Source organism: Paenibacillus sp. FSL R5-0912, assembly GCF_000758605.1.
In the GTDB taxonomy this organism is placed as follows: Bacteria; Bacillota; Bacilli; order Paenibacillales; family Paenibacillaceae; genus Paenibacillus_AQ.
The window spans coordinates 3,634,550-3,655,482 of record NZ_CP009282.1; the positions used below are offsets into that span (position 1 = coordinate 3,634,550).

The 20,933-nt window shown below is 53.1% G+C and carries 19 protein-coding genes; all 19 read left to right on the forward strand.

Annotated features, from left to right (window positions below):
* Nucleotides 1-87 precede the first annotated feature (87 nt).
* The 19 genes from fabD (at nt 88) to R50912_RS15445 (ending at nt 20,837) form a co-directional block, all read left to right on the forward strand.
* Entirely contained in the window at nt 88-1,011 is a 924-nt protein-coding gene (gene fabD, locus R50912_RS15355; RefSeq protein WP_042236115.1) for an ACP S-malonyltransferase, read from the forward strand.
* 51 nt (nt 1,012-1,062) lie between these two features.
* Nucleotides 1,063-1,812 carry a 3-oxoacyl-[acyl-carrier-protein] reductase gene (fabG, locus tag R50912_RS15360; RefSeq protein ID WP_042242442.1) on the forward strand — a complete coding sequence of 250 codons (750 nt, stop codon included), beginning with the start codon at nt 1,063-1,065 and terminating at the stop codon, nt 1,810-1,812.
* 120 nt (nt 1,813-1,932) lie between these two features.
* Nucleotides 1,933-2,166 (forward strand): acyl carrier protein, encoded by a 234-nt coding sequence (locus tag R50912_RS15365; protein WP_039307421.1) that lies wholly within the window; start codon nt 1,933-1,935, stop codon nt 2,164-2,166.
* A 220-nt stretch (nt 2,167-2,386) separates the two neighbouring features.
* Nucleotides 2,387-3,625 (forward strand): beta-ketoacyl-ACP synthase II, encoded by a 1,239-nt coding sequence (fabF, locus tag R50912_RS15370; protein ID WP_081956512.1) that lies wholly within the window; start codon nt 2,387-2,389, stop codon nt 3,623-3,625.
* A 12-nt stretch (nt 3,626-3,637) separates the two neighbouring features.
* Nucleotides 3,638-4,342, forward strand: coding sequence for a ribonuclease III (rnc, locus tag R50912_RS15375; protein WP_042236118.1), 705 nt, complete (start codon nt 3,638-3,640; stop codon nt 4,340-4,342).
* A gap of 231 nt (nt 4,343-4,573) precedes the next feature.
* A complete protein-coding gene (smc, locus tag R50912_RS15380; RefSeq protein ID WP_042236120.1) occupies nt 4,574-8,143 on the forward strand; it encodes a chromosome segregation protein SMC in 3,570 nt (1,189 codons plus the stop codon).
* Nucleotides 8,144-8,224: 81 nt separating this feature from the next.
* Entirely contained in the window at nt 8,225-9,223 is a 999-nt protein-coding gene (gene ftsY / locus R50912_RS15385; protein WP_042236121.1) for a signal recognition particle-docking protein FtsY, read from the forward strand.
* Nucleotides 9,224-9,408: 185 nt separating this feature from the next.
* On the forward strand, nt 9,409-9,531 hold the full coding sequence (locus R50912_RS36215; protein WP_269322103.1) for a hypothetical protein: 123 nt from the start codon (nt 9,409-9,411) through the stop codon (nt 9,529-9,531).
* 632 nt (nt 9,532-10,163) lie between these two features.
* A complete protein-coding gene (locus R50912_RS15395) occupies nt 10,164-11,627 on the forward strand; it encodes a circularly permuted type 2 ATP-grasp protein (protein WP_042236125.1) in 1,464 nt (487 codons plus the stop codon).
* A 58-nt stretch (nt 11,628-11,685) separates the two neighbouring features.
* On the forward strand, nt 11,686-12,639 hold the full coding sequence (locus tag R50912_RS15400) for an alpha-E domain-containing protein (RefSeq protein ID WP_042236126.1): 954 nt from the start codon (nt 11,686-11,688) through the stop codon (nt 12,637-12,639).
* Nucleotides 12,636-13,502, forward strand: coding sequence for a transglutaminase family protein (locus R50912_RS15405; RefSeq protein ID WP_042236127.1), 867 nt, complete (start codon nt 12,636-12,638; stop codon nt 13,500-13,502). The genes R50912_RS15400 and R50912_RS15405 overlap by 4 nt, the downstream gene beginning before the upstream one ends.
* Nucleotides 13,503-13,686: 184 nt before the next feature.
* Nucleotides 13,687-14,496, forward strand: a complete 810-nt coding sequence (locus R50912_RS15410; RefSeq protein ID WP_042236129.1) for an SDR family oxidoreductase — start codon at nt 13,687-13,689, stop codon at nt 14,494-14,496.
* Between the two features lie 74 nt (nt 14,497-14,570).
* The gene (locus tag R50912_RS35910) at nt 14,571-14,897 is read left to right on the forward strand and encodes a Rossmann-fold NAD(P)-binding domain-containing protein (protein ID WP_156123147.1); all 327 of its coding nucleotides are present in this window, start codon (nt 14,571-14,573) and stop codon (nt 14,895-14,897) included.
* A gap of 36 nt (nt 14,898-14,933) precedes the next feature.
* The gene (locus tag R50912_RS15420; RefSeq protein ID WP_042236130.1) at nt 14,934-15,278 is read left to right on the forward strand and encodes a DUF1801 domain-containing protein; all 345 of its coding nucleotides are present in this window, start codon (nt 14,934-14,936) and stop codon (nt 15,276-15,278) included.
* Between the two features lie 178 nt (nt 15,279-15,456).
* Entirely contained in the window at nt 15,457-16,224 is a 768-nt protein-coding gene (locus tag R50912_RS15425; RefSeq protein WP_042236132.1) for a DUF2087 domain-containing protein, read from the forward strand.
* A gap of 53 nt (nt 16,225-16,277) precedes the next feature.
* A complete protein-coding gene (locus R50912_RS15430; protein WP_042236134.1) occupies nt 16,278-16,667 on the forward strand; it encodes a GIY-YIG nuclease family protein in 390 nt (129 codons plus the stop codon).
* A gap of 64 nt (nt 16,668-16,731) precedes the next feature.
* A complete protein-coding gene (locus R50912_RS15435; protein ID WP_042236135.1) occupies nt 16,732-17,130 on the forward strand; it encodes a DnaJ family domain-containing protein in 399 nt (132 codons plus the stop codon).
* Nucleotides 17,131-17,576: 446 nt separating this feature from the next.
* Nucleotides 17,577-20,069 carry an ATP-dependent helicase HrpB gene (gene hrpB / locus R50912_RS15440; protein ID WP_042236136.1) on the forward strand — a complete coding sequence of 831 codons (2,493 nt, stop codon included), beginning with the start codon at nt 17,577-17,579 and terminating at the stop codon, nt 20,067-20,069.
* Between the two features lie 111 nt (nt 20,070-20,180).
* Entirely contained in the window at nt 20,181-20,837 is a 657-nt protein-coding gene (locus R50912_RS15445; protein ID WP_052416368.1) for a general stress protein, read from the forward strand.
* Nucleotides 20,838-20,933: the final 96 nt, after the last annotated feature.

Consider the following 20,933-nt stretch of genomic DNA (forward strand, 5'->3'; position numbering starts at 1 on the left):
CAGGGCAATACTAACAGAACGAAGCGGTTCTATCCGGGCGTAAGGCGGGAGGAGCCGCTGTTAACGGGAAGGGAGCTTTTAAGCATCATGGGTAAAATCGCATTTGTCTTTCCCGGTCAGGGTGCACAGGCAGTTGGTATGGGTAAGGATGTATATGAAGCCCTGCCGCAGAGCCGTGCAGTATTTGAAAAGGGTGACGAAGTACTTGGATTTCCGCTAAGTAAGCTTATATTTGAAGGACCTGAGAGCGAGCTTAAGCAGACTGTCAATACACAGCCGGCATTGGTTACAGCCAGTGTGGCTTATCTGGAAGCACTGCGGGATTTAGGGGTAACGCCTGATTATGTAGCAGGTCACAGTCTTGGTGAATATAGCGCTCTTGTAGCCGCCGGGGTCCTCTCTTATGAGGATGCAGTGCGGCTGGTCCGTCTGCGCGGACAATTCATGGAAGAAGCTGTACCAGGAGGACAAGGGGCTATGGCTGCTACACTTGGCGCAGACCGTGCGGCCCTCACGGAACTTTGCCGCAGTATTTCAGAGGCTGGCAATTCCGTTGAACTGGCTAACGTCAACTGCCCGGGACAGATCGTGGTTTCCGGCACCGTGGCTGGGGTGAATGAAGTGGTGCAGCGCGTTAAGGAAGCAGGCGGCAAACGGGCAATTCCGCTGGAGGTCAGCGGCCCGTTCCACTCCTCATTAATGAGGGAAGCCGCTGAACAGCTGGCTGCAGAGCTGCAGAAAGTAACCTTTAACGTTCCTCTTATGCCGGTAATCGTCAATGTCACAGCTGCCCCGGTAACGGATCCGGAAGAGATCCGTAATCTGCTGGTAGCGCAGGTATTCTCTCCTGTACTCTGGCAGGACAGCGTGGAATGGCTTATTGCAGACGGCGTGGACACTTTTGTAGAGATCGGCTCCGGCAGCGTGCTGGCAGGCCTGATCCGCAAAATTGACAAAAATGTTAAGCTCGTGAATATCAACAGCCTTGAGAGCGCTCAGACTGGCTGGTAATCCGCTTGACATGAGAATAGCGGCATGATTATTGAAGGGGGACAACTGGAAATGTTTGCAGCACTCAAAGGTCAGACCGCCCTGGTTACCGGCGGTTCCCGGGGGATTGGCCGTGCTATTGCACTGGCACTGGCGGAGCAGGGCGTGAAGGTTGCCGTGAACTACTCGGGCAGCCTTCAGTCGGCAGAGGAAACTGTATCCCGGATTCAGGAGCTGGGCTCGGAAGGAATTGCTCTGCAAGGGAATGTCGGTAACAGCGAACAGGCGGAGAACCTCGTGAAAGAGGTTATTAACACTTGGGGAAAAATTGATATTCTTGTGAATAATGCCGGCATTACCCGGGATAATCTGATTATGCGCATGAAAGAGGAAGAATTCGACCAGGTCATCGAGACGAATCTGAAGGGTGTGTTCAATTGTCTGAAGGCAGCGACACGTCCGATGATGAAGCAGCGTTACGGCCGGATCATCAATATTTCCTCTGTCGTGGGTGTGACGGGTAATCCCGGTCAGGTGAACTATACGGCTGCCAAGGCAGGGGTTATCGGGATGACGAAATCCGCGGCACGCGAGCTGGCTTCACGGGGAATTACCGTGAACTGCATTGCGCCAGGGTTCATCGATACCGATATGACCCGCGAGCTGTCCGATGAAGTCCGCAGTGAGCTGATCAAGGGGATTCCCCTTGCGAAGCTTGGGCGGGCGGAGGACATTGCTAACGCGGCGGTATTCCTGGCCTCGGAAGGGGCAGCCTACATGACAGGTCAGACACTTCATGTGGATGGCGGAATGTACATGTAAGGCTTCTAAGCGTCAGATCATTACGGGGGAAGAGAGCAGAGGCGGCCAGAAAGCGTTTTTTATGCTCTATGGTATTTTGACTTCATATCTCGTATAATACCAAAAGAGGAGGTGAACCGGATGTCCGATGTATTGGAGCGTGTAAAACGCATTGTCATCGACCGCTTAGGTGCCGATGAAGCTGAGGTAACATTAGAAGCGTCTTTCAAAGATGATTTAGGTGCTGATTCTCTTGATGTAGTAGAATTGGTTATGGAATTGGAAGATGAATTCGATATGGAAATCTCTGATGAAGATGCAGAGAGTATTACGACCGTGGGTGAAGTTGTGAAGTACATACAATCTCATACCTAGAGTCATATGATTGAGGGTCCCGTTCCTGCCAGGGCGGGACTTCTCCTCATTTTGAGGTGATTTAAGGGCAGCAGCAAAGGGTGCATGAGCATCTTTATGGGGAAAATAACAGAACCGCAGATGGGTTAATCTTGCGGCGACTGCAGTTTATATAGACTTCTGGCCGGAATACAATTACATGTTGTAGAAGTATTACAGCCTACAGATGGGGTGAGCGCGTTTGAGTCAAAGAGTGGTTGTTACAGGTATGGGAGTGATGACGTCGCTGGGCAAGGATCTGGAAACGTTCTGGGACAGCCTGATGAGCGGTACATCCGGAGTATCTCTTGTTGAAGCTTTTGATGTCAGTGAATATACTACGCGAATTGCGGCTTCGGTTAAGGATTTCAATGCTGAGGAACATTTCGGCCGTAAGGAAGCCCGCAAAATGGACCGTTTCGTGCAATTTGCGGTTGCTGCCGGCGAAGAAGCCCTGAAGGACAGCGGACTGAAGATTGGCGAAGATATCGATGCTGAGCGTATCGGCGTTTCTGTCGGCTCCGGTATCGGCGGTCTGGGTACTTGGGAAGACAATCACAATCTGCTGCTGGAAAAAGGCCCGAAACGGGTCAGCCCGTTCTTCATTCCAATGATGATTGCCAACATGGGCTCCGGCCAGCTGTCGATCAATCTCGGTGCCAAAGGTCCGAATACAACGACGGTAACCGCTTGTGCGACAGGCAGCCATTCCATTGGTGAATCCTTCCGGCTGATACAGCGCGGTGATGCGGATGCGATGATCTGTGGCGGTGCAGAAGCAACCATCCGTCCTACAGGTATGGCAGGCTTTTGTGCGATGAGAGCCATGTCCACCCGCAATGACGAGCCGCAGAAGGCAAGCCGCCCGTTCGATGTTGACCGTGACGGTTTCGTTATGGGTGAAGGCGCAGGAATCCTGATTCTCGAATCTCTGGAACATGCAGAGAAACGCGGAGCCAACATTTACGCCGAAGTGATTGGTTATGGCCTGAGTGCCGATGCCCATCATATGACCGAGCCTGATCCTGACGGTGCAGCACGCTGCATGAAGATGGCGATCCGCGATGCCGGAATTAATCCGGAGGATATCGATTACATCAATGCGCATGGCACCTCTACACCGGTAGGCGACAAATCGGAAACAGCGGCTGTCAAGAAAGCTCTGGGTGAGCACGCGTACAAGGTAGCGATCAGTTCCACCAAATCAATGACAGGCCACTTGCTTGGCGCTGCCGGAGGTGTGGAAGCGATTATCTGCGGTCTTTCGCTGCAGAAGGGCATGATTGCTCCTACGATTAATTTGGACAATCCTGATCCGGATTGTGATCTGGATTATGTTCCGAATGTGCCCCGTAAGGCGGATCTGAATATCGCAATGTCGAATTCATTCGGATTCGGAGGACATAACGCGACTGTTATACTCAAAAAATATAATAAGTAGGGGGACAGTGCAGTGAAAGGAGACCTGAAGCAGTTACAAAGCCAACTTCAAATCCAATTTCACGATCCTGTACTTCTGAAGCAGGCTTTTACCCATGCATCTTATGTGAACGAACACCGTTTCAATCAGCATCAGGACAATGAGCGCCTGGAATTTTTGGGTGACGCTGTACTGGAGCTTACGGTGTCCGAATATTTGTACAATCTGCTCCCGGACAGGCCTGAAGGTGAACTGACCAAGCTGCGTGCCGCTATTGTATGCGAGCCGTCGCTGGTCCGGTTTGCCGAGACGCTCGGCTTCGGACGGTTTGTGCTGCTGGGTAAGGGGGAAGAACTTACGGGCGGGCGTACCCGCCCGGCTCTGCTGGCCGATGTGTTTGAAGCCTTCGTGGGAGCGCTTTATCTCGATCAGGGACTGGAAACGGCCCGGAAGTTTCTGGATAATCACGTTTTCCCGCTGGTCGAAACCGATGGTAAGCTGCAAATGCAGATGAGCGATTTCAAAACAGAGCTTCAGGAACTGATACAGCATCATGGCATGGGTACGCTGGAATATCGGATTATTGAAGAGCGCGGACCGGCGCACGAGCGCGAATTCGTATCTGAAGTGTTCATGGCCAGCCGTTCGCTGGGCAGCGGCAGCGGCCGTTCCAAGAAGGAAGCGGAACAGCAGGCCGCAGCAGCGGCGTTATTGCATTTGAAGGAAGACGGTGCCTGAAGTAGACTTGAACAGCAAAGCTGGGCAAGCGGAGTAGAGCAGCAATGGTCTGAATGCCGGCGTTTAGGCGGAAGTCAGACTTTTGCTGCTCTTTTTCGAGATATCAGAAATAAAATGTTTTGGGGTCCCCGCAAAGTACTTGAGTAAACGTCGAAGCGAGTGCACCACTTTGTGGGGGTGTTTAGGCAAGGAAACGCTATGGTATAATGGGTTAGAGGTGATAGGCGAGTTATGTTTCTGAAACGGATTGAATTAGCTGGCTTCAAATCATTTGCCGACAAAACGGAAATGGAGTTTGTGCGCGGAATTACGGCCGTAGTCGGCCCGAACGGAAGCGGCAAAAGTAATATTTCCGACGGTATACGCTGGGTGCTTGGCGAACAGAGTGCCAAATCACTGCGCGGCGGTAAAATGGAAGATATTATCTTTGCCGGAAGTGACGCCCGCAAAGCGGTCAATTACGGCGAGGTCTCTCTTACGCTGGATAATGAGGATCATGTACTGCCGCTGGATTTCAGCGAGGTTACGGTTACCCGCCGTGTGCACCGCAGCGGAGAAAGTGAATATTTAATCAATAAGCAAGCCTGCCGGCTGAAGGATATCACAGAGCTGTTTATGGATACCGGGATCGGTCGTGAGGCTTATTCGATTATTGGACAAGGCCGGATTGAAGAGATACTTAGTACCCGTTCCGAAGACCGGAGGGGGATTTTTGAAGAGGCTTCGGGGATTGTTAAATATAAATCGCGCAAAAAAGACGCCGGACGCAAATTGGACGAGACCGAGCAGAATTTGCTGCGGATTCATGACCTGATCAGTGAGCTTGAGGATCAGGTGGGGCCGCTGAAGGATCAGTCCGAGAAGGCCATCCGTTACAAGGAACTGCGTGAGCAGCTGAAGCATTTGGAGATCTCCGTATATGTGCATCAGATTGAAGGCATACATACGGCCTGGCAGGAGGGGAATGCCCGGCTTGAGCTGCTGAAGGATGAACAGCTGGAGCTGTCGACAGTAGTCTCCGCCCATGACGCCAAGCTGGAGAGCGGCCGTGCTGAGCTGCGGAGCCTGGAGCAGGAAGTGGAGAAGCTGCAGGAGCAGCTGCTGCATTACAGTGAAGCGAATGAGAAAAGTGAAGGCTACGGAGAGTTGCTCAAAGAACGCCGCCGCAACCTGGAGAACAACCGCGAACAGCTGATGCAGACACTGGGTTCTGTAGGCGAGCGTTCTGAGGGACGGCAGCGTGAGCTGGCGGAGCTTGAGCATAAGCTGAAGCAGTCCCGCCAGGCACTGGAGGAACTGCGTCTGCAACTGGCCGATGAAGAATCCCGGCTGCAGGGTGTTGCCGGGGGCATCAGCCAGAGCAAGGAAGAGAAGCTGAAGAGCGCGCTGCTCGAGCTGATGAACCTGATGGCTCAGGCGCGCAATGAGATCCGCTATGCGGATCAGCAGAAGGAGAGCCTGGAGAAGAGGATGAGCCGCAGCCAGGAAGAGAGCGGTAAGTGGACTGCCCGGCTGGAGGAACTGACCTCTGCCCAGAGTGGGCTTAAGGATAAGATTGCCGGACTCGGCAAGGAAATCGGCACTTTGCGCGGCGCATACATTACGGAGAGCGAGCAGACCAGTAAGCGGCAGAAGCTGCTGGAGGAAACGCAAAGCGGCCTGCGCAAATGGGAGCAGAAACGCGAAGCCCAGGTCTCCCGGCATGAGACGATGAAGGAAATGCAGGATGATTTTGACGGATTCATGCTTGGGGTTAAGGAAGTGCTGAAAGGTGCACGCAAAGGACAGTTAACTGGCGTACACGGCGCGGTTGCTGAACTAATCTCGGTTCCGGAGAAGCTCGAAATGGCTATTGAGACGGCCATGGGCGCTTCACTGCAGCATGTTGTTATGGAGAACGAAGCTGTGTCCCGGCAAGCGATTGCTTTCCTAAAGCAGCGCCAGCTGGGACGGGCGACCTTCCTGCCGCTGGATGTTATCCGCCCCCGGCAGATTACCGGCAGTGACCGCAGTATGGTAGAAGGTGCCGAAGGGTTTGTAGGAATCGGATCTGAACTGGTCGGCTTTGAGGAGAAGTATTCTAGCATCGTAGGAAGTTTGCTTGGGAATGTCGTCATCGCTGAGAGTCTGGAGCAGGCAAACCGCATTGCTGCCAAATGCCAATACCGGTACAGAGTCGTAACGCTCGAAGGGGATGTAGTTAATGCCGGCGGTTCGATGACCGGGGGCAGCCAGCATAAGAAGAACAACAGTCTGCTCAGCCGCAAACGGCAGCTGGACCAATTGTTCGGCGAGATTGAAGAGAGCGAGCAGCAGATCGCCAAGCTGAAGCAGGGAATCCTCCGTCTGCGCGCCGAGCAGGACAAAGCAGCGCAGAAGCTGGAAGAGCTGCGGCATGACGGTGACGAGAAACGTCTGGAGGAGCAGCGGGTCTCCGGTGATCTGAAGCAGCTGGAGCAGGAGCTTCGCCACGTCAAGGAGCAGGTTGAGGGTGCTGGCGCAGAGCGCAGCGGATTCGAGAATGAGGTCCGCGGCTTCGAAGAGACCCGCAAGCAGGCGGAGGCGGAGCTTGCCCGGCTGGAGAAGGAAGAGAAGGAAGCCCACGAGGCCATCCGGAACGCCGAATCCGACCGTAAGGCAAATGAAACCGCCAAGGAAGAGCTGCAGGGTAAGCTGACAGGCATGAAGGTTACGGAAGGGAAGCTGGACCAGGAGATTTTCTCCCTGGAGGAGCAGCTGCGGCGTATGCGACAGGATGCCGGCTCGCAGGAGAAAGAGCTGCGGCAGAGCCGCAGCCTGCTGATGACCATCGAGCAGGATCTGGAAGAGAATACACGCGAAGCTGTGAAGCAGAAGGAAGATGTGAACAGCTTACGCCTCAAGAAGGAAGATACCTCAGCGAAGCTCGACCTGGCCCGTGCCGACCGTACCGCGATCTCTCGCAAGCTGGAACTGGCTGAAGGAGAGACCAAAGACCAGCGGCAGGCGCTTAAAGGGGTTGAAGACAAGCTCCGTTCAACGGAGGTTGCCGTCGGGCGGCTGGATGTTGAGCTGGATAATATATTGCGCAAGCTGAGCGATGATTATGAACTAAGCTATGAGCTGGCTAAGCAGCGTTATCCGGTTCCCGAGGATGTGCCAGCAGCGCAGATGGAAGTACAGCGTCTGAAGCGCAGCATCTCCGGACTGGGTGAGGTGAACCTTGGCGCCATTGAAGAGTATCAGCGGGTGCATGAACGCTATACCTTCCTCAGCGGACAGAAAGACGATCTGGTCGAAGCCAAAACTACGCTGTATCATGTCATTCATGAGATGGAAGAGGAAATGTCCAAACGCTTCAAGCAGACCTTTGATGCTATCCGCCGTGAATTCGGCACGGTATTCTCAAAGCTGTTCGGGGGTGGGCGGGCAGACCTGATGCTGCTTGATCCGGAGCATATGCTGGATACGGGGATTGATATTGTCGCCCAGCCTCCGGGCAAAAAACTGCAGAACCTGCAGCTTCTGTCCGGCGGTGAACGCGCTTTGACCGCTATGGCCTTGCTGTTCGCGATCCTTCAGGTCAAGCCGGTGCCGTTCTGCGTACTGGATGAAGTGGAAGCGGCGCTGGATGAAGCCAATGTCGTGCGCTTCGCCCAATATCTTCGCGAGTTCTCGGAACAGACGCAGTTTATCGTAGTCACCCACCGCAAAGGAACGATGGAGGAAGCGGATGTACTCTATGGCGTGACCATGGAGGAAGGCGGCGTGTCCAAGCTCGTATCGGTGCGGCTGGAGGATGAAGAGGCGGAAATTGCCTGATAGGCTGATGCTTACGAAGTGAGTTTTATTGCGGAGTAATTCTATGCAGTATCGCTTCATAAAACTTTTAGGAGGAACAATATGAGCTTTTTTAAGAAACTGAAAGAAAGCATCTCCGGCAAAACGGAAAGCGTAACGAAACAATTCCGCGACGGCCTGGAGAAGACCCGCAAGGGCTTCGTTGAGAAGGTCTCTGATCTGATCATCCGCCGCAAAAAGATAGATGAAGAATTCTATGAAGAGCTGGAAGAGATTCTGATCGGTGCCGATGTTGGCGTCAATACAGTAATGAATTTGGTGGAAGAGCTGCGCGTCGAAGTGAAGCAGAAGCGGATCGAGGATGCTTCAGAGCTGCAGCCGATTCTCTCCCGCAAGCTGATGGAGCTGCTGCGCGGCGATGACGATAACAGTCTGAACGAGAATCCGGACGGCATTACAGTCATTCTGTTCGTAGGCGTGAACGGGGTCGGTAAGACTACGACGATCGGCAAGCTGGCGCACCGTTATAAGCAGGAAGGCAAGAAGGTGTTGCTGGCGGCAGGCGATACTTTCCGCGCGGGAGCAATTGAACAGCTCGAGGTCTGGGGTCAGCGCGCGGGCGTGGATGTGATTAAGCAGCAGGCAGGTTCTGACCCGGCAGCTGTTATGTTCGATGCGGTACAGGCTGCCAAGCAGCGTAACGTAGACGTACTGATCTGCGATACTGCCGGTAGACTGCAGAACAAGAGCAATCTGATGGAAGAGCTGAACAAAATCTTCCGGGTGATTCAGCGCGAAATACCGAGTGCCCCGCATGAGGTATTGATGGTACTGGATGCAACGACCGGCCAGAATGCACTCAGCCAGGCCAAGCTGTTTGGAGAGAAGAGCGGTGTGACCGGGCTGGTGCTGACCAAGCTGGACGGCACCGCAAAGGGCGGAATCGTAGTAGCCATCCGCCAGGAGATGAATCTGCCGGTGAAGCTGGTGGGGCTGGGCGAGAAGATGGAAGACCTCCAGCCGTTTGATTCCGACCAGTTCGTGCATGCCCTGTTCGCAGGCATGATCTCTGAAGAGGAAGAGACCGAAGGACAAGCGTAATATCCGGGTCTCAACTCCTGCTGCACCAGTATGAACGTAATCTATAAGGCCTCCAGTGAGCGAAAATGCCCTGGAGGCTTTTTTGGTATGGGAAACTATAGACTACATGATTTGTGAAAAAGGCGTTGTTGAATCCGGAAATCCGGAAATCCCCAAGTATAACATGTGAGGAACCAGGCTTCATAGTGGAAGTAGAAGTAGAAGTAGAAGTGGAAGTAGAAGTAGAAGTAGAAGTGGAAGTAGAAGTAGAAGTGGAAGTGGAAGTGGAAGTGGAAGTGGAAGGTATGAGGAGGGCAAGAGGAAGGTAAGAGGAAGCTGTAGCTGCAGACAGTACGGGGAACGGACTTATTTCCTGAAAAAACCGCTTTTTGATAGTGCAGCGGGCTGAGATTCCGTTATCCTGTTCATTGGAGCTGAAAATGAGGTGTCAGAAGTCCATATAAGGGATTCTCAGTCCGAATGCTCCGCAAATCACAAGATTTTGCGCGATTAGCAGAATTTCAGTCCGCATCATAGGTGATGGGCATGAAGTAGCCCCACTCACTTCTTTAAGGCATGAAGCGGTCGAACCCACTTTTTTAAGTCGTGAAGCAGCCCGCCCACATTTAAATAGAAGGAACGGCTGTTGTTTTACCGAAATCAATATAAAAAAACATTATATGAAAAATTCATAATAGTACTGCTTGTCAACGCTCCTGCATACAATTTGATGTACGATTCCCATTAGCACGCCTCCAAAGCACCTTTAAGAGAAAGGAAGCGATTCCAATCATGCGGGATGGTTCATAAACTCCATTTTGCTGTTATATATATTGACATGAACATTATCATTTACGTATTATGAAGTTAGTATTTAATATTTTCATGATATATTTCTAAAAAGTAAGCTAATTTGTCAATAAACTTTACACATTACACTGATCCGAGAGGAGTCGGGCTCATGTCCAAACTAGATCCTTTGCCCGGTGTAGCTCCGTATTCATTGCAGCATTTTTACGATGAAATGTATGCCGATGAACGGAGTATCCGGCCTCATTACAAGCATGTGAACCGCATGTTTTCCGGGATGAGCCCCGAAGAGCTGCAAGGCAAGCAGAAGCTGATGCAGCGTCGGATGATGGAAGAAGGCATTACTTTTACACTCTACAACCCGGCACAGGATCAACCGATGGAGCGGACAATTCCCTTCGACATGATTCCACGGATTATTCCAAAGGCAGAATGGGAGCGGCTTGAAGCTGGCATTGTGCAGCGGATTACAGCACTTAACCTGTTCATTCATGATATTTACCATGAGCAATATATCGTGAAGGATGGGGTTGTCCCCCGGCGGATGATTATATCCAACTGCTATTTCCGGCCGGAAATGACTGGACTTCGGGTCCCTGGCGGTGCTTACGTTACTACCTCGGGGATCGACCTGATCCGCCATCATGACGGTGAGTATTATGTGCTTGAAGATAACTTGCGTACGCCTTCCGGATTTTCCTATTTATTCAAAGGCAGATCCCTTATGAACCAGCTCTTTCCCGAATTATCGTTCGCCAGCTCTATCCGCGATGTGGATCACAGCCTGAACCGGTTCCTGTCGGTACTTCGCAGCCTTTCCCCTTCGCGCACCAAAGATCCGGTGATCGCTTTGCTGACCCCTGGCGAATATAACTCCGCGTATTACGAGCATGCTTTTCTCGCTCAGCAAATGGGCATCCACCTGGTAGAAGGACGGGATCTGGTAGCCCAGGACCACAAGATCTACCTGAAGGAAATGAATGGCTTGCGCCGCGTGGATGTACTGTACCGCCGTTTGGATGATGATTTCATCGATCCTTTGGCTTTTCAGCCCAGCTCACTGCTTGGGGTTGCCGGCTTAATGAATGCCTACCGTGCCGGGAATATCGCAATTGCCAATGCACCAGGAACCGGCGTCGCAGATGACAAGGCCATGTATGTGTATGTGCCGGATATGATCCGTTATTATCTCAATGAAGAACCGATTCTGGGCAATGTTCCGACATACCTGCTATCCCGGCCGCAAGAGCGACAGTACGTGCTGGATAATCTGTCCGAAATGGTGGTGAAGGAGACCTCACTCTCCGGCGGATACGGTATGCTGATCGGAAGCGAGGCGACCAAGCAGGATCTGGTGGATTTCCGGCTCAAAATTCTGGCGGAACCGGAGCGGTATATCGCCCAGCCCATAATGTCGCTGTCCCGTGCACCGGTATTGTCGGGAGCTTCCATGGCGCCGCGCCATATTGATCTTAGAGCGTTCGTGCTAATGGGGGCTGACCGCAAGCCCCATGTGATTCCCGGCGGTCTTACCCGGGTGGCGATGCGCGAAGGCTCGCTGGTCGTGAACTCATCACAAGGCGGCGGAGTGAAGGACACTTGGGTAATGGCCTAGCGTGATATGGATTCACCAATAATGCAGCATCAATATGTAAGGTGAAGGGGTGGCTACGATGCTGAATCGCAATGCGGAGGCTTTATTCTGGATTGGCCGGTATATAGAACGGGCCGAGAATCATGCAAGGCTGATCGATGTGCATTATCATATTCAACAGGAAGAGGATTTCCAGGCGGAAGGCCATAAGTGGTCGAGGCTGATTGATGCGCTTGGTGTCCGGAATGAATATCTGCAGCAGTTCGAGAGCTTCGCTGAGCAGGATGTGCTGTCCTTCATCACACTGGATCTCGGTAATACAAATTCATTGTTCTCCTGTGTGCATCAGGCCAGGAACAATCTGCGCACCCTGCGCCAGCATTTGCCCAGTGAGCTGTGGGATATAGCCAACAGCTTCAATCTGTGGCTTGGCGAGCAGTCGGTAGCAGATATTATGAGCAGTCCCCACCAGTTCTATCAGCAGATCAAAGAACGCGCCGCCATGTTCCTCGGAGCAGAACAGTCGGTGATGCTTCGCGGCAACGAATGGCATTTCATTGAAAGTGGCCGGTTCCTGGAACGGGCCGAGAATACGACGCGTATTCTTCAGGCAGTAACGGTATCCTGTAAATCGAAGGATATCAATTCAATCTATACGCAATTGCAAGCGGTGCTGAAATCGGTGAGCGGTTATCAGTCATTCCGCCGGTATTACGCGGATGATATGTCCCCCGAATGCATTTTGGAATTCCTGATTGTGAATCCGCAATTCCCGCGTTCCATAAGATTCTCCTTCCATAAGCTGGAGGAGCATCTGGCTAAGCTGGAGCTGGATAGCTCCGAGAAGGGCTCGGGGCATGAGAAGGTCATCCGTCAGGCGGGGAAGATCAAAGCCGAGCTGGACTATATGGAGAAGGAGGAAATGTCCGGTGACTTGGTTGAGGATGTACTGCAGGCTCTAATGTTATCCTGCCAGAAGCTCGGCAAAACAATGGAGGGTGCATTTTTTCGCCGTGAAGGAGTCTCGGTATGAAGATCCAAATCAATCACACAACAACCTACACTTATTCGGAGCCGGTGACGGACAGTGTCAATGAGATCAGGCTGACGCCGCGCACCAATTACCGCCAATCCTGTTACCATCATGAGGTGGAGGTGCACCCGCCGGCCAATCTGTTGACCTATGAAGACTTCTTCGGCAACCGCGTCCATGCCTATTCTGTGAACAAGCCGCATACGGAGATGGTGATCCATACCAAAGCGACGGTGGTGACGCTCGACAAAGCCCAGGGTGCGGACCTGCCGCATATCCCGCTGGAGGAGCAGGTAAAGCTGCTTAATGATGAGAAGTTCCAGAACCGTTATGTGGAGTTTATTCTGCCGACAAGGTATACCGAGGTGACGCCTGAGCTGGTGGAGTTTGCTTCACAGCATCCTTTTGAGGAAGCCGAGGATATGTATGAGTGGACCAAGAAGCTCTCCTCAACGATCTATGAACAGTTCACATATGACCCTGAAGCGACCAGCGTAAACACAACGGTCAAAAAAGCGCTGAAGCTCAAACGCGGGGTCTGTCAGGATTATGCGCATCTGATGATTGCCGTCTGCCGCAGTGTAGGGCTGCCGTCGCGTTATGTGAGCGGGTATCATTTTGTCGGCGATCTGCAGGGAGGCAATGCCAATTTCGAGCAGGCCTCACATGCCTGGGTAGAGACCCATATTCCGGGAACGGGCTGGCTCGGCTTCGATCCGACTAATAATGTTGAAGTCAGCTGGCGGTATATCAAGCTTGGACATGGACGGGATTACAAGGATATTGTTCCGGTCAAAGGCGTCTACCGCGGGGTAGCGGGCACCCTTACTGTTAAAGTGGATGTCCGTCGGCTGGATAATTAAAGACAACAGGCAGGACCTCACAACGGTGGGGTCCTTTCTTATTGTGAACGTGTGATAATACTGTGCAAGTTGCACAAACTTTGTGCAATTTTTGCATAAAATGATTATAATCCAGGCTCAAATGGGTAATCTTGAAACAGAACCATTCTCATGAAGATGGACGATACGGAGGGAGAGAATACATATGAGCCCAAATATAGCTAAAAAGCAGCGTTTTCTCGGGAAAACGGCCATAATTACAGGTGCGGGCTCGGGGATCGGCAGAGCGGCCGCGATTCAGATGGCGCGTGAAGGTGCGAATGTGGCCTTATTCGATCTGGTGAATGAACGTACCTCGATCCTGGAGCAGAAGCTGAACAAACAGCGCAAAGACTGCGCATTAGCCATTGATGTAGATACTTCGGATGCCGTGCGAATGGAAGAAGCGGTGCGCAGGACCGTGGAGCATTTCGGAGGGCTTGATATTGTCTTCGCGAATGCCGGCATTAACGGAGCAGTCGGTCCGATTGAGGAGCTGAGCCTGAGTGATTGGGAGAAAACCATTTCAGTCAATCTGACGGGTACCTTCCTGACGCTGAAATACAGCATTCCCCACCTGAAGGAGAAGGGCAAAGGCAGCATCATTATCACCAGCTCGATTAACGGCAACAGCAGATTCGCCAGCTTCGGCTGGTCACCATACAGTACAACCAAGGCAGGCCAAGTGGCGTTTGCGAAGATGGCCGCGCTGGAGCTGGCCAAGTTCAAAATCCGTGTGAATGTCATTTGCCCGGGAGCAATATCCACGAATATCGATGAAAGCACAGAGTTCAATGAGGATGTAGAATCGATTGTGATTCCGATTGAATTCCCCGAAGGTGCACAGCCCCTCGCTGACGGTCCAGGTAAACCTGAGAATGTGGCTGATCTGGTGGCGTTCCTGGCCTCAGATGAGTCGATCCATATTACCGGTGCGCAGATTGTTATTGATGGAGCGGAGTCATTGTTATCTTGAGTAGCTTGTATAAATAGGCTGTAGAAAATAACCTTGTCCGAAGATCCGCGTGATCTGGACAGGGTTGTTTTTATGTGACCGGATCAGGTACGGACAGCACAGAACAAGGGCGCAGTATGTGGGCCAGAGTGAAGGGGAAGACGGAGAATGATCTGCGCAAACTGCCGTTCCGGGGAACCTACTTCTTTCGTCCGGGGTTTATCCGGCCTACTCCGGGCTTGACCCGCACACATAAATATTATTATGCTATTGGATGGATGTACCCCGTGCTGCGCGCCTTATCACCGGGGTATGCCGTGACTCTGCAGGAAATTGGACTGGCCATGATTCACATTGTGGGCCGGGGCCATGACCGTGATATTGTGGAGAACCGGGATATTGCTGCTATAGCCAAACCGTAAGAGCCTGCATCACATCCTCCAGAAAAAGGTGATTCCATGAATGAAGAGGTTACAAATTTCATTGCTCAAATCAAAGTACCCTGGCAATTGGAGATATGCTCTAAGTTACGTCAAGTGATTCACGAAACTATTCCTGACGTGACGGAACGGATTCAATACGGCAAACCGCATTTTCTCAAAAACGGAAAATATGCAGCTGTAATCTCCACCGCCAAAGGCTGGGTGAGCTTCTCCATATTCAATGCAGCAGCGCTGGAGGTGCCTGAAGGCCAATTCGAAGCGGGAAGCGGGGACCGTCTGACAACCAAGCTGCCGGAGGGCAAGACTGTTGATTATGAGCTGCTGTCCTCCTTGCTGAAACAAGCCACGGCTTCACTATAGAACGATTAATCAAATAACCACAGCGGGGAACTGAGACACTGCCTTAATTGGCGGTGTTTTTATTTTTTAAACAAACAATCTAATTAGATAGTTGTAAAATAACAAACGAAATGATATTATATCTATATAAAAACAAACAAAGAATGTGGTGATCCAGTTGTCGGAAGGAAATGAAGCGATGCGGATTTCAGAGAAATTCTGGAATGCCTCCATTGCAGAATTGAAGCAGGGCTATACCTGTGAAGGTGACGGGCACCTGGCTGTGTTCCATTGTCTGGTCTGCGGAGAGCCATTCGAGAAGGGGATTATTTATAAGGATGGGGACAGCTTCTATGAAGCTGAGAGGTTCGCAGCTCAGCATGTAGATACCATGCACGGGGGAATGTTCGCTTGGCTGCTTACGCTGGATAAGAAGCTGACCGGATTAACGGAGCTGCAGAAGGGTCTGCTGCAGGCCTTCCGTCAAAGTCTCAGTGACGCTGAGGCCGCCAAAGAGCTGGGAATCGGCAGCACGTCTACAGTCCGCAATCACCGGTTCACCCTTCGGGAGAAGGTGAAGCAGGCCAGGCTTTTCCTGGCTGTAATGGAGCTGGCCGAAGAGAAGCCGGGGGCTTCATCCCCTTTTGTCAGTATTCCGCGTACGGCTGTGATGGTTGATGAACGGTTCGCCATTACTGAACAGGAGAATACCGAGATCTTGGGTGCGTATTTCAAACAGGGCCTGGACGGCCCCTTATCAGAGTTCCCGAAGAAACAGAAACGCAAAGCGGCAATTCTGCGGCATTTGATCCAGCGTTTTGAGACGGGACGCGAGTACAGCGAGAAAGAAATTAACGCCGTGCTGGAATCGGCTTATCCTGATTATGTGACGCTGCGGCGCTACCTGATCGATTACGGACTGCTGGACCGCGAAGATGACGGAAGCAGCTACTGGGTGAAATTATAGCGCAGTTTAAGGGAGAACACAGACTAGCGCAGATATGAAGGAGAGACAAGAGAATGGACAAATTAAGACGCAAAGAGCTGGGATATAATTATGCGCACTCGCACCGGCCGATGGGGGTATACAGAATTGTAAATACCGGCAACGACAAAGCGTATGTAGGAAGCAGCCTGAATCTCGATGGGGTCTGGAACAAGCATAAGTTCATGCTGGATATCAACAACCATGACAACAAGGAGCTGCAGGCCGATTGGAATAAATATGGTGAGGCCGGGTTCCGTTTTGAGGTATTGGAGCAGATTAAGCCAGAAGAAGATTTCGTGGCAGATGTACAGGAATTGAAGAAATACCGCAAAATGCTGCCGGAGCTGGAGAACAAATGGCTGGAGCAGCTATCTCCATACGGGGAGCGGGGTTATCATAAGCAGAAAGTAAACCGGGAATGAATTTCATCAGCGCCTGTGCTAAAATAAGGGCAAACAGCAGGCGCTGGCGAATGGAGCGGTGTGAATGGCTATATTATCTTGGCTTGCAGAACAGAGAATTCAGGAGGCCATGCGCAGCGGAGAGTTCACTAATCTGCCTGGGCATGGCAAGCCGCTGGAACTGGAGGATCTCTCGGGAGTGCCTGAGGATCTGCGGATGTCCTTCAAGATCATGAAGAATGCAGGGCTGCTGCCCGAAGAAGTCTCGCTGCGTGCGGAGTGTGTAACCCTGGAAGAATTGCTGGCTGCCTGCCATCGCAGCGGGAACAGCGATAGCGGTGAACGCAAGGAGCTGGAATCTAAGCTGTCCCTGAAGCGCCTGCGTCTGCAGGCACTGCTGCAGGAGCGCGGACTGGACGACAGTGCGGCTTATATGGATTACGGAGATAAGATCCGGCAGCGGCTTGAAGGAATGGACGAGTAAGGAATATGTAGGAGCAGCCTCCAGTTCGAAGAACTGGGGGCTGCTTCTCTGTGTATATAGCTGGAGCGAAAATATAAGTAGTCTGTACAACAGCGGGTTGTACCGTGAGCTCTTATAGTGCAGACAATAATACAGAGCGTTAGCGGATAATTGTATATCCTGCAGTTAAAAGACGGGGATGAAACGGATGATCCGGGATAACTGCATTCTGTACAACTAAAAATAGGAGAATTATTCTTTTACGGCATGAGAATTTAATAAGTGTAGAGAGTGCAATTAAACCGGCTCCCAGGCAGAAATGGCTCGTTATAGTTGTATAATCTTAATTTGAGCTGAACTCCTTGATATCCAGGCCGGTTTCGCCCATGATAATGAAATGGATATACCTGATTAAAGTATGTTAATTCAAATTACACCTAATTTGTAGCGGATGATGGAGAGATGAAATGAAGCAGCTTCCAATTATGCAGGTGCTCCCTGACCTGAAAAGAATACTTAGAGATACTACTGCGGCAATACTGATCGCCGAGCCGGGAGCGGGTAAGACAACAGGGACCCCTCCGGCTTTTTTGGACGAGCCTTGGCTCGCCGGTAAAACCATTCTCATGCTGGAGCCCAGACGTCTAGCAGCCCGTTCGGCGGCGGCTTATATGGCTTCCTGTCTCGGTGAAACGGTCGGCCAGACGGTCGGATACCGGATGCGGATGGATACCAGGGTCGGCAGGAATACGCGTATCGTTGTAGTTACAGAAGGCGTGTTAACTAGAATGCTGCAAAGCGATCCTTCGCTCGGTGATGTCGGACTCGTGATCTTCGATGAATATCATGAGCGGAGCCTGCATGCTGATCTGGGGCTGGCGCTGACGCTCGAAGCACAGAGTGTACTGCGGGAGGATCTGCGCATTCTGGTGATGTCGGCGACACTGGATGGTGAGCGGGTATCGGCTCTGCTTGGCGGGGCGCCGGTAGTCCATTGTCCGGGACGGACTTATCCGGTTGAAACGGTGTATGTACCGGGCCCCGAAAAGATCTATCCAGAGATAGCGGCAGCGGCTGCCGTGCGCCGGGCACTTGCCGAGCAGCCGGGGGATGTACTGGTCTTCCTGCCGGGCGAACGGGAGATCCGGCGGACGGAGCAGGAACTGGCCTCCTGTGGTCTTCCGGAGGGAACTGTGCTGCGTCCGCTATATGGCCAGCTGCCGCAGCAGATGCAGGATGAAGCGGTCGCAGCGGCTGTACCGGGAGAACGCAAGGTCGTCCTGGCGACATCCATCGCCGAGACCAGTCTGACGATTCAAGGTGTGCGCACGGTGATTGACACGGGACTAAGACGGACCCAGGTGTTCTCTCCGCGCACCGGCATGCCGCGGCTGACCACAGTGCCGGTCTCGAAGGCCTCGGCGGATCAGCGGCGCGGCCGGGCCGGCCGCACGGCGCCGGGCGTATGCTACAGGCTGTGGAGCCGGGAAGAGCATGACCGCCTTCCGGACGATAACGTGCCGGAGATTATGGAGACCGACCTGGCGCAGCTCGCCCTGGAGCTGGCGCTGTGGGGCGTGCCGGGGCCCGGAGCGCTCGCCTGGCTCGACGCGCCGCCTGCCGCGCCTTACGCGCAGGCCACGGCGCTGCTGCGCCAGCTCGGCGCGCTAGACGCCGGCGGCGCCATCACGCCGCACGGCCGCAGCATGGCCGCGCTAGGCGCGCACCCGCGCATCGCGCACATGCTGCTGCGCGCGGCAGACCTTGCAGCAGCGCCGCTCGCGGCACTGCTCGCGGCGCTGCTGCAGGAGCGGGACCTCTTCAAGGGTCCCGCGGCACTAAGCAGCGACCTCACGCTGCGCGTGGAGGCGCTGCTCGGGTCCGGGCGCTCCGCTGCCGGCGGCGGAGCGGACCCGGCGGCCCTTCGCGCGGTGCAGCGCGAGAGCCGGAACTTCCTGGCGCAGCTGCAGGCAGCGCCGGGCGGACCGCCTGACAACATCAGCCTCAGCGGGCTGCTGTTGTCGTTCGCCTATCCCGACCGCATCGGGCAAAAACGCGGCGATGGCGCGTTTCTGCTCTCCGGAGGTCGGGGGGCGGCGATGCGTGAGGGCCAGCCGCTGGCGCGCTCGCCCTATATTGTGGCGCCCGGCGTGGATGATCGTGCCGGGCAGAGCCGGATCATGCTTGCCGCAGAGCTCTCCGAGCAGGATCTGCTGAAGCATCATGCGGACAGCCTTCTTGAAGAGCGCGAAGTCTACTGGGACAGCGAGAGCGGAAGCGTGAAGGCGCGCAGAGTAACCCGGCTGGGCGCGCTCATCCTGAAGGAGACGACGCATGAACGCGCAACCCCAGAGGAGACGGAACGCGTACTGCTGAAAGTGATTGCCGCAGAAGGGCTGGAACGGCTGCCGTGGGAAAAGGGAACCATCCAGCTGCGCCAGCGGATGGGCTTCCTGCATGCCCTGCGGGCGGACTTTCCGGATATGTCCGATGCTGCGCTGTGCGGTACCCTGGACGAATGGCTGGCCCCGTATATCCACGGAATGCGTAATCTGCGCGATCTGCAGCGTGTGAATCTGACCCAGGCTTTGGAGAGTATGCTGGACTGGAACAGCAGGCAGACGTTGAACAAAGAGGCGCCCACACATATTACCGTGCCTAGCGGGTCGCGTATTCCACTGGATTACAGCAATCCGGGATCTCCGGTATTGGCCGTGAGGCTGCAGGAAATGTTCGGGCAGACCGATACACCGAGGATTGGCGGAGGGAAGATTCCGGTACTGCTGCATCTGTTGTCTCCGGCCAGAAGGCCGATGCAGGTGACCTCAGACCTGGCCAGCTTTTGGCAGGGCACATATTTTGAGGTCAAAAAAGATTTGAAAGGCCGCTATCCTAAGCACTACTGGCCGGATGACCCGCTGCAGGCTATTCCAACCAACCGCACCCGCCCGTCCAAATAAACATTTTTGCATATTAACGCAAATTAGCCCGCAAAGAATTGGAATCGCTGTTTGGCACACCTGTGAATGGGTAATACAATAGCGAACGACAATTTCGAAGGAGGGCTTCAAGTGACAGATAAAATCGTAGGTGTATTCGACACAGAACAAGAAGCGACCAGAGCAATTGAAAGTTTACAGAGTCAAGGGTTCACTAACGACAATATTTCAGTAATTACACGGGATCGTGATGATTTAAAAAGCATTTCCAAGGATACAGGAACGATGGCGCCGGAAGGCGTAGCAACAGGAGCGGCAACCGGGGGCGTAGTCGGCGGAATCACCGGATTACTAGCAGGAATCGGCGCACTCGCTATCCCGGGGATAGGACCGATCCTCGCAGCAGGTCCCATTGTAGCCACTTTGACAGGCGCTGCAATTGGCGCAGGTGCAGGCGGACTGGTGGGCGGATTAATCGGACTCGGCATTCCGGAGGATGAAGCCCGTGATTACGAAGGATACGTGGACAGCGGCAAAATCCTCGTCCTCGTTGATGACAACGGCCGCGGCAGGGATATCCATAATATTTTCCGGGGGAACCGTTCCCTCAATGCAAGCCGTTACGACAGCCTCTATGCAGACGATACCGTAAACAGCACACTGGCAGACCGTGGACCTACGAATCCCGATATTATTCCGGAGGATACAAGGGTCGGCAACACGCTGGGTAATAGAGGTGCGATGAACGCCGACAGAGATCCGGACCTCTATAACCGCGACAAAATGTAAATCAGCAGATTCATTTCAAAATGATATAAAGGATAACAAGGACTGCCTCACAGGAGCATTCGGCCTGGGGCAGTCTTTGCTTTGGGAGGGATATCG